Genomic DNA, 16,314 nt, shown 5'->3' on the forward strand with positions numbered 1-16,314 from the left:
TTAAAGTTTTTTTGAAAAATTTTATTTTCGTTTTCCTCTCTTTCTCTTATCAGCTTTTCAAATAACTTGCGCTTTTAGCGGGGTGCAAAAATAAGCAGCGTTTTTGTTTCTGGCAAGCTTTTATCAATCTTTTTTTGAAAAAACTTTTTTCAATTTGATTTTGTTAGCCTGTCAGTATTTAAAAGAACGTCTGCGTTGTTGCGGGTGCAAAAGTAGCTAGTTTATCCGTTAAAACAAGGACTTTTTGCATTTATTTTTCGTTTATTTTTTAATGCCTTGGTAACCCACAGTTTACAATTGGAGATTTTATCTGTTTATTTACGCTAGGGGCGAATTACACTGTTTTATTAGTCTTTTTAGTATGCATGGGGCTACTAGCATTTAAATGAGCTACAGATAAAACGGATTACGCGGATTTAATTTGAATACTTTTCTCCTATATATAAGGTGTGTATTTTTACTTTCACTTCTTATGAAAAACCAAAGCCCTAGCCCTGATTGCTTCGCCAGTTCGCTTCGCTCGTGTGTAGTGGAAATCCTTGTTGACCGGGGTTCGGGCAACAAGATTGGAACGGATAGCAGGATTTAGCTCCTTATTATATTATATATTATTGTTTTCGTTCTGTAAAAACTGGAGATATTCTACATTTCAATTAAAATAAAATTCATTTTTCATGGATTAGAAAAAAAATTAAATCTAGTGCCAAAAGCAATTAACCCAAGTATTTTCTTATTTTTATAAATAAATCTTTTTCAAAAATGCTTGAAAGCTTAATTAATTTGTTTTTTCCGAAGGTTTGTGTTGGTTGCAAATCTTTTATTGGCTCCAATGAATATGTGGTTTGTACGGTTTGCAGACATGAATTGCCTTTGACCAATCATCACTTGAATCCAGAAAACGAAGCATTCAAAAAATTTTACGGTCGGATTCCTGTGGAGTATGTTTCTGCTTTTTTGTATTTTCATAAGAAAGGGATGGTTCAGGAAATGATTCATAACTTAAAATATAAAGGACATGAAGAAATAGGAACATTTTTGGGTGAGTGGTATGCGGTCGATTTGAAACAAAATAATGTTTTGAAAAATATTGATGCCATTATTCCTGTCCCTTTGCATACAAAAAGAATGAAAGAACGAGGATATAATCAGGTTGCTAATTTTGGACTGGCTTTGTCTGAAAACTTTAATATTCCGATGAATGACAGCATTTTGAAACGAAAAGTGTATTCGAAAACGCAATCAAAGAAAAATCTTTTGGGAAGAATTGAAGGAATTGAATCTGTTTTTGATGTTACTTTTAAGACCGAAGATTTTAATAAACATTATTTACTGATTGATGATGTGCTAACAACAGGCGCTACATTAGAAGCTTGCTCAAAAGCTTTGCTTAAAATTCCAGGTACAAAAATCAGTATAATTTGTATGGCGATGGCACATTCTTGATTTTAGACGAATACTGATTTGCGTACAGCCCGACCTCGTTTAGGAAATGGGAGAATAAGCAGTTCTATAAGTAAGCTCGTTTCCTAAACGAGGTCATGCCAAAATGATTATTTTTGAACATAGGTTTTGAAATAGCCACATTCATTGATGATTTCCTTATAATATTTGGTTTTAGAATAATTAGCTTTTAAATTTTTAAAACCTTGCCAAGCGATAAAATTGATTTGATCATCCTGAATGTCCCAATTGGACAAATTAAGCGAATAGTATTTTTTGTTATAATATTCGTTTCGTTCGCATTTGGCAATCATGTATTGCGTTTTGGCTTTTTGATCGTTGTTTTTGGCTGCTTCAAATGCTTTTTGATAATAAGCTTTCGCCAAAGAACAATTGGTAATCATGTCGCGAATAGGGTCTCTGAAAAAATCTGGTGTAGAACCTTCTCCCGCTATATTTCCTTCATAAAACAAACGCCCATTTCCAAAATGTGTGATGTTATAAAAAGCATTTCCAAGTAAAAGATTGTTGTTGTATACATCTATTTGCTTATTTACATTATTCTGCATTTTTTGAATAATGGTAAGAAAATCGAGCATTGTGTATTTTTTCTTTTGAGCTGAAAGATGATCGCAATCGTGACAATCCTTGATATTTCCTAAAAATGGATTTCCGTAAAAGACAGTATTTCCTAAACCTTCGGCTTGCTTTATAAAAGTTATGGCTTCGGGAATTTTGTTTTGAAAAGCGGCCTTCGTTCCTTGAAAATAATTGATGTCAGCTAATTTTACAGAATAAATAGAAGCTCCGATTTTCTCAATTTCAGTCTTGTTTTCTTTTGATAAAAAAGCTTTCATATCCAGAAGTTGCTTTTCATTGTCATAAAAACTGTCTTCGCGATTGAAAATTTCTGCCATTACGGTATTATTTTGAGAACGATATAATGCAGCCAAATAATTTCGGCTCCATGATGTTGCATTTTCATATCGGAAATTTTCAATTGGTTTTTTTGGCAATTCTAAATACAGCCAAGACAAATCAGGGAGAATCGTTTTTTCATTTTCAGAATTAAGCTTATCAATTTTGCTAAGATTATTCACAAATCTCAATAATCTCAATTGACCTTGAGCCAAAAGAGTTTTCGGCATTTTTTCTTCAGCTTCATCAAAGTCTTTGTCGGCTTGTTTGAAATTCCCATTTAGAGTTTGCAAATAACCAGCAGCAATATTCCATAAGTACGGTTGAGATGTCTTATTGGATTGTGCAATTTTTGTAACTAAATTGATAGTCGATTTCCGAATGCTATCTTTCGTAGTTTTTTTGTTGTCAATAACAGTTTTGTCCTTAAAAGAACGATCTATTTTACTTTCCTGATTATTAATTAAACGAGTCAATAAATAATCTATATGTGCATTTTTTGGTTGTAGCTTATAAATTTCTGCAATCGCTTTTTCTTCGTCATTATAATATCCTTGAATTGCCCAAAGTGCCGCTTTTTCTTCATCTGTTTTGGCCATGGCTAAGGATTGCTTCCAATCTTTTTCTTCTTGAGGATGAAAACAATAAGCAGAAACCACTCTCAAAGCTGGAGATTTGTCAAATACTTTACTGTATAGGAAATTTGATTTGGCATAATGTTTTTGCTGATATTCAATCCCTGCCATGTAGGCTAGCGCACGGTAATAAAGTACGTTTTTCGGCGCTAATTTTTCTGTTTGATTAAAAAATGAAACACCATTTGCTTGTTGGTTACTATAAAAACTAGCTTTTATTGCCAGAAACCAATATCTGTTTTTCAGAAAAGAATCTTTTGAATCATTATATTTTTGCTCTAATGATTTAATCCATTTAAGGTCAGAAATGACTTCTTTTTTTACAGTTTCGTCATAACTCCAAGAATCAAATCTTTGAGTAGAATACGTCTCGACTGATTGAGCATCATTTAAAAACAATATGAAATTTTGAATTTTGCTATCCTCTAATTTTAGTTTTTTATTCCATTTCTCAGAAGATTTATTTGGTTTACCTTTTTTATAGTAAAGAAATAAATTAGCCACATCAGCACTACTGGAATCTGTCAGGAAAAAGGTTAGGTCTTTTTGGTTAATTTTATTTTCTAAATAAGCTGACCAATCTTTAATATTTTCATCGTTGAATCTTGTTAAATGTTCGGTATCAAAACTGATTCCATAAAAAACATCTGTGGACAAAAAAAGCGGTGAGTACGATTTATCCACAAAAGTTTCTGGCGTAAAATTGGAATCGAATGACCAACCCCAATCACCACCACCACAAGCATAAATAGTGCCATAAATAAAAAGAATAATTGCACTAAAAGCAATCAGTAACTTTTTCAAAAATTTCTTTTTCATAATTTTTTAAATTGAATCCGTCTAAATCATAAAAGATAATTTCTTTTGGATTTTGATCTGTATTTTCTTTTAGATCCTTTGCCATTTCGAGCAAATCTTGATTTGTTACTTCTTCTATTTTGAGTTGATCATTTTCTTTATAAAAAATGCCTTCTAAAAAAGTAGATTTTTTGCAAATAAACCAATTATTATTTGTAAGAACAAAACTACTGTTGCTTTTTATTTTTTTTGAATCAGTTTTATTGATAAGTCTAATTATTCTTCCATCCCTAATATGAATACTCCACGAATAAATAGGAAGCGCGATATTTATTGGCAACGGATAATTTTTAAGACTTGATAAATAACGTTTGGCAATGTTACGGTCGTATATTGAGTTCAAAGAATCTGGAGCAATTTTGCCCATGTTGTAATACATCAATACGCCATGATCTACATTAGGAATCTTTGTTTTTTTAAAATATTTTATTTGATGTAAACGAATCGTTGCTGAAAGTTTCTTATTTGAAACTTTTTTGAAAACCTCAATAAACCGTAAATAATTGTCTTTGCTTGCAAGAGTCCAATCGCAATCGATTTGAATTTCTTGAATATGAATGTTGGTTTTGGAATTGATTTGTTGAATGAAATCATTTGTCTTTTTAGCTAGATCTAAAATGTTTAATTGAGTATCAATCATCACGCTATTTTTGATGTAAATAACGGGTATTATTTCAAAATTGTCTGTTTTATTTTCAAAACGAATTGGAGTTCTTGGATAAGGCTGCTTGGTGTTAGGGTTTAGATCAATATCAAAATATCGGATATAAAGTCTCTTCACCTGATTTTCATCCAAACAATTTTTCTCCTTTGGTGAAAGCCTAAAAATAGTTTTCCAATAATAAAAAGAGATTATTGGTTTTTCTTGTTGTTGGCAAGAAAATAATAAACATAAAACAAAACCGAAAAAGAATATTTTTTTCAAAAAAATGGTGCTTTTAAATTACTCTTTACGTTTTTTGGCACGGCTGTATGTCCAATAAGCCAACAATACCAATAATACAAATGGCAGATAAGAACCAATAAGTACACCTATTTGATATCCTTCATCGGGTGCGTTTTTAATTTTTTCTTCAATATTTACTTTTTGAAGTAGTTGAATAAAAAGTGTCATTATTATTTTATTAAAGCATTTTTAGTAAAATCAGAAAGGACTAATTTTCCAGAAATTGCGGCTCTCTCTTTTAAAAGTTTGTTCCAATGTGATGTTCCATCCCAAAATATTTTTTTCATTTCAAAAAGTGCTTCTGGATTATAAGCAGCAATTTTTTTAGAAAAAGCTTCAATTTCCAAATCAAGCTCTTCAATTGTATCGAGGACTTTAGCATAAAAACCTTTTTGCAAAGCCCATGAAGCAGTTTTCCACTCATGTGTAGCCAACGTAATTTCGGACATCGCAATTTTACCGATTTTTCTACTAACAGCGGGTTCAATTACAAAAGGTCCAATTCCTATAGCTAGTTCAGATAATTTGATACTACTTTCCTGACTTGCTAAAGCATAATCGCAAGCGGCAATAATTCCGACTCCTCCACCGACAGCTTTACCATGAATACGACCAATAATTATTTTTTTGCAAGTACGCATCGCATTAATCAAGTTGGCAAACCCTGTAAAAAAACGTGTTCCTTCCTCAATAGTACTTACCGCAAGTAATTCATCAAAAGAGGCTCCGGCACAAAAAGCTCCTGTTCCCTCACTTTTTAAAATAATTACAGAAACCTCTTCGTTGTCACTTAAATACGAAAGTTCGTTAGTCAATCGATCCAGCAAAACTCTCGGAAAAGAATTACTTGCAGGATGACCAAATTGAACCGTAGCAATTTTATTTTCAATGCTGGTTAAAAGTGTTCCGTTTTTGTCAGGTGTCAACATAAGGCCTATTTTGTTGTAAAGTTAAAAAAGTAAAGGAAGTAAAGTGTTATTTTTTTCTTCATTTAAAAGAATAGTCAATTTGAAATTTGCATATTCCTATAATTAAATGTTATATTTGCCCCAACTGGGGGATTAGCTCATTTGGCTAGAGCGCTACGCTGGCAGCGTAGAGGTGATCGGTTCGAATCCGATATTCTCCACACACAAAAAGCACTTACAAATTCAATGTAAGTGCTTTTTTTATTTCCGTTGAACAAAATTTACTTTATAAATCGGAGATTCAAAATATTTATAATGCTAAATTTTCAGCAAAAAAAAATCCCAATCTGTAGAATGGGATTTTAATTATTTTATTCAGGATCATTCATTTTGAAACTTTCCATAAAAGCAGTGGTATAATCTCCTGCAATATATTTAGGGTCATCCATCAATTGTCTGTGGAATGGAATTGTAGTTTTTACCCCTTCAATTACGAATTCATCTAAAGCTCTTCTCATTTTACTAATAGCTTCTTCACGAGTTTGGGCTGTAGTAATTAATTTAGCAATCATTGAATCGTAATTTGGCGGAATTGTATAACCCGAATATACGTGAGTATCCAAACGCACTCCGTGTCCACCTGGCATATGCAATGTTGTGATTTTCCCTGGAGAAGGTCTGAAATCATTATACGGATCTTCAGCATTGATACGACATTCAATTGAATGTAGTTGAGGCAAGTAATTTCTTCCCGAAATAGGCACTCCGGCAGCTACCAAAATTTGTTCACGAATTAAATCATAATCAACAACTTGTTCAGTAATTGGATGTTCTACTTGGATACGAGTATTCATTTCCATGAAGTAAAAGTTTCTATGTTTATCAACCAAAAACTCAACAGTTCCAGCACCTTCGTATTTTATATATTCGGCTGCTTTTACAGCTGCTTCTCCCATTTTAGTACGCAATTCGTCTGTCATAAAAGGCGAAGGTGTTTCCTCAGTCAATTTTTGATGACGACGTTGAACAGAACAATCTCTTTCAGAAAGATGACAAGCTTTACCATACGCATCACCTACAACTTGAATTTCAATATGACGAGGTTCTTCGATTAATTTCTCAAGATACATTCCGTCATTTCCAAAAGCAGCAGCCGATTCTTGACGCGCTCCTTCCCAAGCTTTAAGCAAGTCTTCAGGAGCCCAAACAGCTCTCATTCCTTTACCACCTCCTCCGGCAGTTGCTTTCAACATAACTGGATATCCAAATTGATTAGCTAATTCGGCAGCTTGTTCATAAGATTCTAAAATTCCAACTGAACCTGGTACACAAGGAACCCCTGCTTCTATCATAGTAGCTTTTGCAGAAGCCTTATCCCCCATTCTATCAATCATTTCAGGAGAGGCACCAATGAATTTTATGTTGTGTTCCTGACAAATTTTAGAAAACTTTGCATTTTCAGACAAGAATCCGTAACCTGGATGAATTGCGTCCGCATTTGTAATTTCTGCAGCAGCAATAATATTTGACATCTTTAAATAAGATAAATTACTTGGTGGGGGGCCAATGCAAACAGCTTCATCAGCAAATTTCACATGCAAGCTTTCGGCATCTGCAGTAGAGTAAACAGCAACTGTTTTGATGCCCATTTCTCTACACGTTCGGATGACACGAAGAGCTATCTCTCCTCTATTCGCAATTAGTATTTTTTTAAACATAATTTTAAATTTTAAATTATGAATTATAAATTTTAAATTCTTCTTTCAAAATCACGAAGATTTAAACTTTAATTATATAGCTATAAATTATAAAATAAGTAAACGCAAACATTCAATTAATTCATAATTTATAATTTATAATTTATAATTCCTTAAGATGGATCAACTAAGAATAAAGGTTGGTCAAATTCTACTGGAGACATATCGTCAACCAATATTTTTACGATTTTACCAGATACTTCTGATTCTATTTCGTTGAATAATTTCATCGCTTCAATTACGCAAAGAACATCTCCTTTAGCAACAGTTTTACCAACTTCTACAAACATAGGTTTGTCTGGAGATGGTTTTCTATAAAAAGTACCAATGATTGGTGATTTTATTGTAATGTAATTATTTGTTTGTTCAGCAGCTGGTTGTTCAGCAGCAGGAGCGGCAGCAGCAGGAGCAATCTGTTGAGGAGCGGCAGCCTGAGGAAGAATGTTTTGAACAGGAACTTGTTGCACATAAGTTGCCTCTGTTACATTTCCTTCTAAAGTAGTTCTAATGGTGATTTTAACATCATCCATTTCTAATTTCACTTCTGCAACACCTGAATTTGCTACAAATTTAATTAGATTTTGAATTTCTTTTAAATCCATAATTTTTTCTTTTTAGTTAATTTATTTTTTATCGTAGGCCCAAGTTAGGTAAATGGATCCCCAAGTAAATCCACCGCCAAAAGCAGCAAAAATAATAGTATCACCTTTTTTGAAAAGATGTTCAAAATCGTACAGTACTAAAGGGAGTGTTGCCGATGTTGTATTTCCATATTTTTCAATATTCATTAATACTTTATCGTCTTCAAGATTCATTCTATGAGCAGTAGCATCAATAATTCGTTTGTTTGCTTGATGTGGCACTAACCAATTTACATCTTCGTTAGTCAAATTGTTTCTTTTTAGAATCAATTCACTTGCATCTGCCATATTGGTAACTGCATATTTAAAAACAGTTTTCCCGTCCTGAATAATATTGTGTTTGTTGCCATTTACTGTTTCTATACTTGTTGGCAAAAGAGAACCTCCAGCAGGTATTTTCAAGAAATCACGGCCAACACTATCACTTCTTAAATATTCATCTCGTAAACCGTATCCTTCGTAATTAGGTTCAAATAATACAGCCCCTGCTCCATCTCCAAAAATAATGCAAGTTGCTCTGTCTGTATAATCAACAATGGATGACATTTTATCTGCACCTATAAGTAGTACTTTTTTGTATCTTCCAGATTGAATATAAGCAGCAGCAGTTGACATTCCAAAAAGAAAACTTGAGCAAGCCGCTTGTAAATCGTATGCAAATGCATTGGTAGCGCCGATTGAAGTTGCTACATGAGCACCCGTAGCTGCTACAGGCATGTCTGCGGTTGCAGTTGCCATCAAAACTAAGTCTATTTCAAGAGGATCGATATTTGATTTGGTGATTAAATCTTGTGCAGCTTTTATAGCAAGAAAAGAAGTTCCTTTATCAGCATCTTTTAGTATTCTTCTTTCTTTAATTCCGGTGCGTGTGGTTATCCATTCATCATTTGTGTCGACCATCTTTTCTAGCTCTTTGTTTGAAAGAACAAAGTCAGGAACATAACCACCAACTGCGGTAATTGCGGCTGTAATTGTACTCATTATATGCGATTATTTATTGCCAAATGTTGCCATTTGCAAAATTTTTAAAAGTCTCTAAAATTACAATAAAAAAACCAAACTAATTCGGTTAAGTTTTTCTTATTTGGGGGGGCGAAATTATAAACAACAAAAAAAACTCTCACGAGGTGAGAGTTCTAGTATTATTTACAAAAACGTATTAAGCAAGAGCTACAGATGATTTATCGATAACAACTTGTCCTCTGTAGTACATTTTTCCTTCGTGCCAGTAAGCTCTGTGGTATAAATGTGCTTCACCAGTAATAGGACATGTAGCGATTTGAGCTACAGTAGCTTTGTAATGTGTTCTTCTTTTGTCTCTTCTTGTTTTTGAGGTCTTTCTCTTAGGATGTGCCATTTTACTATATTATTTATCCGTTAATAGTTGCTTTAATTTGTCCCAACGTGGGTCTATATTCTCTTCTTCTTTTTTCTCTTTTTTTTGCTCTTTAATTGTCAATTCTTTCAGTTTTGTCAAAGCTTCAGTGTTTAGACTTCCATCCTTTACTCCTGGATGTATCCTTTTTAATGGAACTGAAAGTATTATCATCTCATATATATATTGAGCGATGTCTATTTCAAACTCTCCAAAGGGAAGTATCAGCAATTCTTCATTATCATTATTAAACGTTTCACCAAATCGAACAATTAGTTTTAATTTACCTTTTATTGGCAAATCAAAATCTTCACTTGTAAGATCACAAGGAACATTTACGGTTCCTTCATGTTTGAAACTTAACTCCAACAAATTGCTTTTCTTGTCTAAAACAACATTAACTTTGATATCTGAATTTTGAAATTCATTATAATCAAAGATTTCAAAGAACGCATTACTTATTTGATACTCAAATTTATGTTTCCCCAGCTTCAATCCTACGAAAGGAATTGTATATTCTTTTGTCTGTTTCATGTCAACAACAATTTGCCCTAAACTTCGGGAGTGCAAAGATATAAAATAAATGGAATTCTAATAATGTTATTCACCTTTTTTTGTTTATAACTGTTTTTCTTTAGTTTTTAAAGGCTTTTGACTGATTTCAGCATATTGATTTCTTGCTTTATAAACATCAATTGCAAGGTAAACAGCCTCTTTAAAAGAGTTATAATCCGCTTTATTTTGACCTGCTATATCGTAAGCGGTTCCATGATCTGGAGACGTTCTCACTTTATTAAGACCTGCTGTATAATTTACTCCGCTTCCAAAAGATAATGTTTTAAACGGAATTAAACCCTGATCGTGATAAGTCGCGATAATGGCATCATATTTTTCATATTGACCACTTCCAAAAAATCCATCTGCTGGAAAAGGCCCAAATGCTAGAATTCCTTTATCAAATATTTTTTTTAAAGTAGGTCTCAATACTTTATCATCTTCAGTTCCAATAACTCCTCCGTCACCACAATGTGGATTTAATCCTAACACTGCTATTTTAGGTTTATTAATACTGAAATCCTGGATCAAAGTCTGGTTGATCGTTTCGATTTTTTTAACAATTAATTCTTCTGTCAAATGAGATGCAACTTCATTAATTGGAATATGATCGGTCAACAAACCAACTCTTAAGTTATCTTGTACCATTAGCATTAAAGCATCGCCTTCTAATTCTTGATTTAGATAATCTGTATGTCCTGGAAATTTAAATTCTTCCGATTGAATGTTGTATTTATTAATAGGTGCTGTAACTAGCACGTCTATTTCTCCTTCTTTTAGCGCTTTGGTAGCAGCTACAAACGATTTAATAGCGTATTGGCCTATTTTTTCATCATTTGTTCCAAGGTTCAAATCGACACCTTCTTTCCAAAGATTATAAACATTGACTTTACCGATAACTATTTGATCTAACTTATCTATACCTTGTAAAGCGACGGTTGATTCAAAATTTTTTCTAATGAATGATAAGATTTTCACATTGGCAAAAATAACAGGGGTACATAGTTCTAACATTCGGGCATCTTCGAATGTTTTCAAGATAACTTCGCTTCCAATACCGTTTAAATCTCCTATTGAAATTCCGACGATTATATTTTCTGCTTTTTTCATAATGTGCTCTGGTTATTTATTGCTAATTTTGAACTGCAAATTTAGTAAAATAAAACAACAAATGTTTACAGGAATAATTGAAACTCTTGGTATTGTCCAAGAAATCAAAAAAGAGCAAGATAATATCCACATCACTATAGATTCGGCAATTACTAATGAATTAAAAATTGATCAAAGTGTCGCTCATAACGGAATATGTTTAACAGTAGTCGCTATTGAAGGAAACTGCTATACCGTTACCGCCATTGGTGAAACTATTAAAAAAACCAATATCTCAAATTGGAAAGTTGGCGACCATGTTAATCTAGAAAGAGCGATGAAGCTCGGCGATCGTTTGGATGGACATATTGTACAAGGTCACGTTGACCAAACTGGAACATGTATAGTAGCCCAAGAAACTAATGGAAGTTGGTTTTATACTTTTGAGTATGATTCTGAATTGCAAAATATTACTATCGAGAAAGGATCTATAACTGTTAATGGAGTAAGCTTGACAGTTGTAGATTCTGGAAAAGACAACTTTAGTGTCGCTATTATTCCTTATACATATGAACATACAAATTTTAATTCGTTTGTTGTTGGGACAAAGGTTAATTTAGAATTTGATGTAATTGGAAAGTATGTTTCTAGATTGTATAGTAATAAATAGAACTGCAAATGTTTAAACAAAAAAAGAGCAATTTAAATTGCTCTTTTTTTGTTTATTTTATGATTGTATATAATGTATGTTCCGAAAATTAATGCAACGATTAGCAATATTACAAGATTTGAGTCTATAGGTGCGTCAATTTTTACACAAGGGGGAAGAGGTGCCCCAGGTATATCATCACATGGTTCTGCAGGATCTTGTCCATGAGCAACATATCCAATAAAGAAAAAAAGAAAAAACGCAATTCTATATAAAGCTATATTTAAATTTGTTTTCATAGGTTTGGGGGTTGGGGGAAAACTTAATATGACCAATGTCAAGGCGCAAAAATATATTTTTTTTTTAAATTAAAAAGAAATAATTTATGTTTAAATGCTCATTTTAAACGTTGAAATAATACTATAAATTATTTTTACGAAATAAAAACCTACAAAAATAATTGCGTCAAGTATCCAAAACACTAATTACAAGGGCATTACAAGTTTTTTGTTTTTTATTCTAGCTTTCAAAAAAATAAAATTTAAAAAATTTAGTAAGTAGGTAAAAGATTAATATTTATTTATTGAAATTAGAAACAAGCAGATTTAAGCGTATTAAGACCCATAACAAAGTAAAGTAGCCCTTTTACATAGTCTCGCTCAACTATTTTAATTTTTCTAAAATAATTCTGTTTTATATTGCCATACAATCCAAAGAAACAATCCTAGATACATGATGCAGACAATAAATTTCATGAAAGAGGAAGCCAAAAACCCAAATAACGAACCTGTCGCAGCTTTCAAAGCGCGTTGATGGTCTTTGCTGTCATAAATGAGTTCGCCCACAAAAGCGCCGACAAAAGGTCCAATCAGAAAACCTAAAGGAATTGGAGCGAGTAGTCCAATAATAAGACCGATGTTGGTCCCCCAAATACCATAGGAACTTCCGCCGAATTTCTTAGTCCCCTTGGCAGGAATGATATAATCTAAAATCGTGAGTATAATAGTTATAATGGCCGAAATACTCAAAATCCAATAATTGGTCGGAACAGCCGATGTAAAATATAACAATAAAATTCCAACCCAACTGATGCTTGGACCTGGTAAAACGGGTAGAAAACTGCCTAAAATACCGACTATAACGCAAATAAAACCCAATAACAAAAGGAGGAAATCCATAAAAATATTTTTAGTAATTTTGAAATCGAAAATGCAACGCGTATTCAATTTACGAATATGGGAAAAATAATTGTATTTTTATATGATAGTAGTTCCATTCAAAAAATAAACATTGAAGCAATATTCCCTTTTTTTGGCCTTTATACTTTTTAATTCCTGTCAATACTTTGACAAGCAAGTTCCTTCTGAAAAGGAATTGTTGCAAAAGGAATTGAAGGCGATCAATTGGAAAGAAGTAGATGAATATCCATCGGTGGTGGATTGCGATAAAATTGAGGACAAAAAACAACGTCAACAATGTTTTTTTGAGATTTTGACGCAGTTAATCCAAGAGAAATTGTGCAGTGATACTTTGGCGATGCTTTATCCTGAATTGGATACGATTGAAGTAAAAGTAACGGTTTTCCCAAATGCAACTATGAAATTCGAACCGCAATTCCCGAAAGATTCGGTTACGTATGATAGAGTGAAAATTGATAGTATTTTAAGAGCACGTTTGGTCGATTTCCCAAAAATCAATCCTGCCATCAAGCGTGGATTACCTGTAAAAACACAATTTATACTTCCAGTTATTTTAAAAGTTCAATAGTTTTTTTTAGAATTCAGAATGCAGTTTTCAGATTGTAGACTTTAGATTGCAGATTTTAAAATTATAATCTGAAATCTTTATAAAATTGCTACAAAACTGTCTTCCGCAATTTCAAATCTAAAACCTCCTCCCTTTCCATTCGTATTTTCCAAATAGGCAATACAGAGCTACAGCTATACTGAAAAAAGGATATAACAAACTGCTTAAAAGCAAATAGTGCATTTTGTTATTGCCTAAAAAATGATGAGTTTTTTTTATTAAAATAATATCAATTCCAAATTTGAAGATGAACACGGTTCCAAGAAAAAAGCTTGGGAAAATACCAAATATCATAAGAACAAAAGCATAAACCAATTCCAAATTCATAAGAAAAACCAAAATTCCCAACCATTTTCCAAAGGCAATTTGATAAGAAGAAGTTTTTGACGCCCAACGAACTCTTTGATAAAATAACGATTTCCAATCATTCACAGGTTTTGTCATCACAATGGAGTTCTTAGATTTTAGATAAGCTACTTTTTCTGGATATTGAGATAACGCTTTTTGGAGAAGAAAAACATCATCGCCACTGGCAATACTATTGTTTCCTTCGAATCCATTGAGTTTTTGAAAGAAAGATTTGGTGTAAGCAAAGTTAGCGCCATTGCACATAAAACCCTTTTTAATTCCGAAGCTACCAATAGTTGCTCCTTGTAAACTCGCCAAATCCAATTGCTGAAAATGATGCAAAAACGAGTCTTTACAATCATAAGTAACTGCTCCTGCAACCATATCAATAGCATTTAACTGAATAAAATTATCTAAAGAAAGTAACCAATTTTCAGGAACTACACAATCGGCATCGGTAGTAATAACCCAATTGGTTTTTACATATTGCATCGCTGTAGTTATCGCATCTTTCTTTGGAGAATTTGATTTTCTGTTGTTTCTCACAATTTGTATACTAAACGCTGAACTCTGCAATCTGAATTCTTCATCTGATTCATCATCAACCAAAATCACTTCAAATAAATGGATTGGATAATTCAACTTCGAAATACTGTCTAATAAAATGGGTAAATTTTCTGCTTCATTTCGGAAAGGAACAATAATTGCAAAACTGGTTTTTGGCGTTGAGCCAGTATATTCAAATGAATTTATTTTGGTAAAACCATAAATGAGCCAACCTATCATAAGGACATAAATGATTAATATGCCTAATAAAGTCAAAATCATTGCACAGTTTTAGTTTTAAAATTCAATACATAATAACTGCCTATAAGCACCGGCAAAACCACATTTAGAAACCACATCAAGGTAGAAATAAAAATAACCACCCATTCGTTTACACCTAATATTCCAAAGAAATAGACTGCTACGCTTCCTTTTACGGCAAAATCTAAAAACTGAAAAGTTGGTAAGGACGAAGCCAGAAAATAAACACTCGATATAGCCGATATCAAAATGAAATAAGGCAAATCGACATCAAAAGCTAAGAATAAAAAGTAGTATTGATGTGAGAAAACCAAATACCGAAAAATAGCCAGAACTATATTTTTTTGATGAATGGTTTTTGGGATTTCATTGATTTTACGAATCAGTTTCTCAATAGAATAGCCTTTGATATTTATTTTTTTTGTAAAAAATAGAATTCCAACGAGCAACAGGCAAATGCCAAAAAGTATCGCAACTGTTTTTGAAGTAATTACATTGTATTGTGCATTGAAATATAATAATCCAAAAACACCAAAAATAACGGTCAAAATCATTTGGATCCCGTTGCAAATCAGGTTTAAGAAAACAATTTTTTTTGCTTCTTTTTTATCAAAATACAATGCTTTTCCTGCATATTCTCCCAGCCCGTTTGGTGTAAATAAACCTGCAGTTAGCGAAGCCAAAACCTGTTTTGTAGCTTCTGCCAAAGAAATTGGTCTTAGAAAAGAAACTAAATTTTGCCATTTTAAAATTTCAAACAAACGGTTCAAAACACTCAAAATCAAAATAAAACCAATCCCTAAAACCGATTGATTTTTGTGAAATAAAATTAGAAATTTTTGCCAATCCAGTTTGTCATTGTTAGCCAATTGATCGTAAATAAAATAAAAGGCAGCACCAACAATCAAAAGTTTGACAAGAAGTACAAGGAATTGTTTAATTTTGTCCGGAATTATAATCATGCCGCAAAGTAAAGGAAAAACTAGTATACAAGTGGCATTAAGGTCTGCAGAGTTTTGTAATGAATATTCATTTATTTTTCAATAATAAAATAGAAATCGTAGAAATAATCTAAAAATTAGAATTCATGAATTTACTTCACAATAAAAACTGGCACGATCAACATAAAGAAGGTCTAAGTTTTGGTAGCCGTTTGGCTGATTCAGTAGCAAATGGAATGGGTTCCTGGAGATTCATTATTCTTCAGACTGTTTTTATAATAGTTTGGATGGGATTAAATCTGATAGGCTATATAAATCATTGGGATGCCTACCCTTTTATATTACTTAATCTGGTTTTCTCTACGCAGGCTGCTTATGCCGCTCCTATTATAATGATGTCTCAAAACAGACAAAGTGAAAGAGACCGAATCCAAGCGCAATCGGATTATCAAACTAATAAAGAAGCAAAATTGGAAATTGAAGCTCTAGCATTGAGATTAGATAAAATCGAAGTCGAAAAATTAGATAAAATAATTAAAATTTTGGAAGAGATTAAAACGAATTAAAAAAATGATAAATTAAAAATTAACATACATACCCCCGAATTACTAACATTTATATTTAATTATCAAAAACCCCCA

18 protein-coding genes and 1 tRNA gene are annotated in these 16,314 nt (G+C 32.5%); 5 read left to right on the top strand and 14 right to left on the bottom strand.

The window, feature by feature from the left end; translation table 11 throughout:
• Positions 1-759 precede the first annotated feature (759 nt).
• Entirely contained in the window at positions 760-1,443 is a 684-nt protein-coding gene (locus tag VLC96_RS17405; RefSeq protein WP_325264968.1) for a ComF family protein, read from the top strand.
• Positions 1,444-1,550: 107 nt separating this feature from the next.
• Here VLC96_RS17405 and VLC96_RS17410 read toward each other — a convergent pair whose 3' ends face one another.
• The 4 genes from VLC96_RS17410 to VLC96_RS17425 are packed head-to-tail and all read right to left on the bottom strand — an operon-like array spanning position 1,551 to position 5,726.
• A complete protein-coding gene (locus VLC96_RS17410; protein ID WP_325264970.1) occupies positions 1,551-3,812 on the bottom strand; it encodes a hypothetical protein in 2,262 nt (753 codons plus the stop codon).
• Complete coding sequence (locus tag VLC96_RS17415; RefSeq protein ID WP_325264971.1) at positions 3,772-4,776, bottom strand: hypothetical protein; 1,005 nt, start codon at positions 4,774-4,776, stop codon at positions 3,772-3,774. Before VLC96_RS17415 ends, VLC96_RS17410 begins: the two co-directional genes overlap by 41 nt.
• Positions 4,777-4,794: 18 nt before the next feature.
• Positions 4,795-4,965 carry a hypothetical protein gene (locus VLC96_RS17420; RefSeq protein WP_325264972.1) on the bottom strand — a complete coding sequence of 57 codons (171 nt, stop codon included), beginning with the start codon at positions 4,963-4,965 and terminating at the stop codon, positions 4,795-4,797.
• Positions 4,966-4,967: 2 nt separating this feature from the next.
• A complete protein-coding gene (locus VLC96_RS17425; protein ID WP_325264974.1) occupies positions 4,968-5,726 on the bottom strand; it encodes an enoyl-CoA hydratase/isomerase family protein in 759 nt (252 codons plus the stop codon).
• Between the two features lie 126 nt (positions 5,727-5,852).
• On the opposite strand from VLC96_RS17425, the gene VLC96_RS17430 reads away from it, so the two are divergent.
• A tRNA-Ala gene (locus VLC96_RS17430) sits at positions 5,853-5,926 on the top strand.
• 150 nt (positions 5,927-6,076) lie between these two features.
• Here the strand turns inward: VLC96_RS17430 and accC are convergent.
• The 6 genes from accC to pdxA form a co-directional block, all read right to left on the bottom strand.
• Positions 6,077-7,423 (bottom strand): acetyl-CoA carboxylase biotin carboxylase subunit, encoded by a 1,347-nt coding sequence (gene accC, locus VLC96_RS17435; protein WP_325264976.1) that lies wholly within the window; start codon positions 7,421-7,423, stop codon positions 6,077-6,079.
• Between the two features lie 152 nt (positions 7,424-7,575).
• Entirely contained in the window at positions 7,576-8,064 is a 489-nt protein-coding gene (accB, locus tag VLC96_RS17440; RefSeq protein ID WP_325264978.1) for an acetyl-CoA carboxylase biotin carboxyl carrier protein, read from the bottom strand.
• Positions 8,065-8,085: 21 nt separating this feature from the next.
• A complete protein-coding gene (locus VLC96_RS17445; protein WP_325264979.1) occupies positions 8,086-9,084 on the bottom strand; it encodes a beta-ketoacyl-ACP synthase III in 999 nt (332 codons plus the stop codon).
• 178 nt (positions 9,085-9,262) lie between these two features.
• Positions 9,263-9,460 carry a 50S ribosomal protein L32 gene (rpmF, locus tag VLC96_RS17450; protein ID WP_325264981.1) on the bottom strand — a complete coding sequence of 66 codons (198 nt, stop codon included), beginning with the start codon at positions 9,458-9,460 and terminating at the stop codon, positions 9,263-9,265.
• 9 nt (positions 9,461-9,469) lie between these two features.
• Positions 9,470-10,012, bottom strand: coding sequence for a YceD family protein (locus VLC96_RS17455; RefSeq protein ID WP_325264982.1), 543 nt, complete (start codon positions 10,010-10,012; stop codon positions 9,470-9,472).
• 84 nt (positions 10,013-10,096) lie between these two features.
• Positions 10,097-11,146 (bottom strand): 4-hydroxythreonine-4-phosphate dehydrogenase PdxA, encoded by a 1,050-nt coding sequence (gene pdxA / locus VLC96_RS17460; RefSeq protein ID WP_325265025.1) that lies wholly within the window; start codon positions 11,144-11,146, stop codon positions 10,097-10,099.
• Between the two features lie 58 nt (positions 11,147-11,204).
• Between pdxA and VLC96_RS17465 the strand changes: the two genes are divergently transcribed.
• Positions 11,205-11,792, top strand: coding sequence for a riboflavin synthase (locus tag VLC96_RS17465; protein WP_325264984.1), 588 nt, complete (start codon positions 11,205-11,207; stop codon positions 11,790-11,792).
• A 32-nt stretch (positions 11,793-11,824) separates the two neighbouring features.
• Here the strand turns inward: VLC96_RS17465 and VLC96_RS17470 are convergent, their stop codons facing one another.
• Both VLC96_RS17470 and VLC96_RS17475 read right to left on the bottom strand, forming a co-directional pair.
• Positions 11,825-12,070, bottom strand: coding sequence for a hypothetical protein (locus VLC96_RS17470; protein WP_325264985.1), 246 nt, complete (start codon positions 12,068-12,070; stop codon positions 11,825-11,827).
• Positions 12,071-12,448: 378 nt separating this feature from the next.
• Positions 12,449-12,949 carry a DUF456 domain-containing protein gene (locus VLC96_RS17475; protein ID WP_325264987.1) on the bottom strand — a complete coding sequence of 167 codons (501 nt, stop codon included), beginning with the start codon at positions 12,947-12,949 and terminating at the stop codon, positions 12,449-12,451.
• 112 nt (positions 12,950-13,061) lie between these two features.
• On the opposite strand from VLC96_RS17475, the gene VLC96_RS17480 reads away from it, so the two are divergent.
• Positions 13,062-13,538 (top strand): hypothetical protein, encoded by a 477-nt coding sequence (locus VLC96_RS17480; RefSeq protein ID WP_325264989.1) that lies wholly within the window; start codon positions 13,062-13,064, stop codon positions 13,536-13,538.
• A gap of 117 nt (positions 13,539-13,655) precedes the next feature.
• On the opposite strand, the gene VLC96_RS17485 is transcribed toward VLC96_RS17480, so the two are convergent.
• Together VLC96_RS17485 and VLC96_RS17490 are read right to left on the bottom strand one after the other, a co-directional pair.
• A complete protein-coding gene (locus VLC96_RS17485; protein WP_325264991.1) occupies positions 13,656-14,753 on the bottom strand; it encodes a glycosyltransferase family 2 protein in 1,098 nt (365 codons plus the stop codon).
• A complete protein-coding gene (locus tag VLC96_RS17490) occupies positions 14,750-15,694 on the bottom strand; it encodes a hypothetical protein (protein ID WP_325264993.1) in 945 nt (314 codons plus the stop codon). The genes VLC96_RS17485 and VLC96_RS17490 overlap by 4 nt, the downstream gene beginning before the upstream one ends.
• Before the next feature lie 125 nt (positions 15,695-15,819).
• Between VLC96_RS17490 and VLC96_RS17495 the strand changes: the two genes are divergently transcribed.
• The gene (locus tag VLC96_RS17495; RefSeq protein ID WP_325264995.1) at positions 15,820-16,239 is read left to right on the top strand and encodes a DUF1003 domain-containing protein; all 420 of its coding nucleotides are present in this window, start codon (positions 15,820-15,822) and stop codon (positions 16,237-16,239) included.
• The last annotated feature ends 75 nt before the right edge of the window (positions 16,240-16,314 follow it).

Origin of the sequence: Flavobacterium sp. (assembly GCF_035456085.1) — a bacterium.
Lineage (GTDB): Bacteria > Bacteroidota > Bacteroidia > Flavobacteriales > Flavobacteriaceae > Flavobacterium.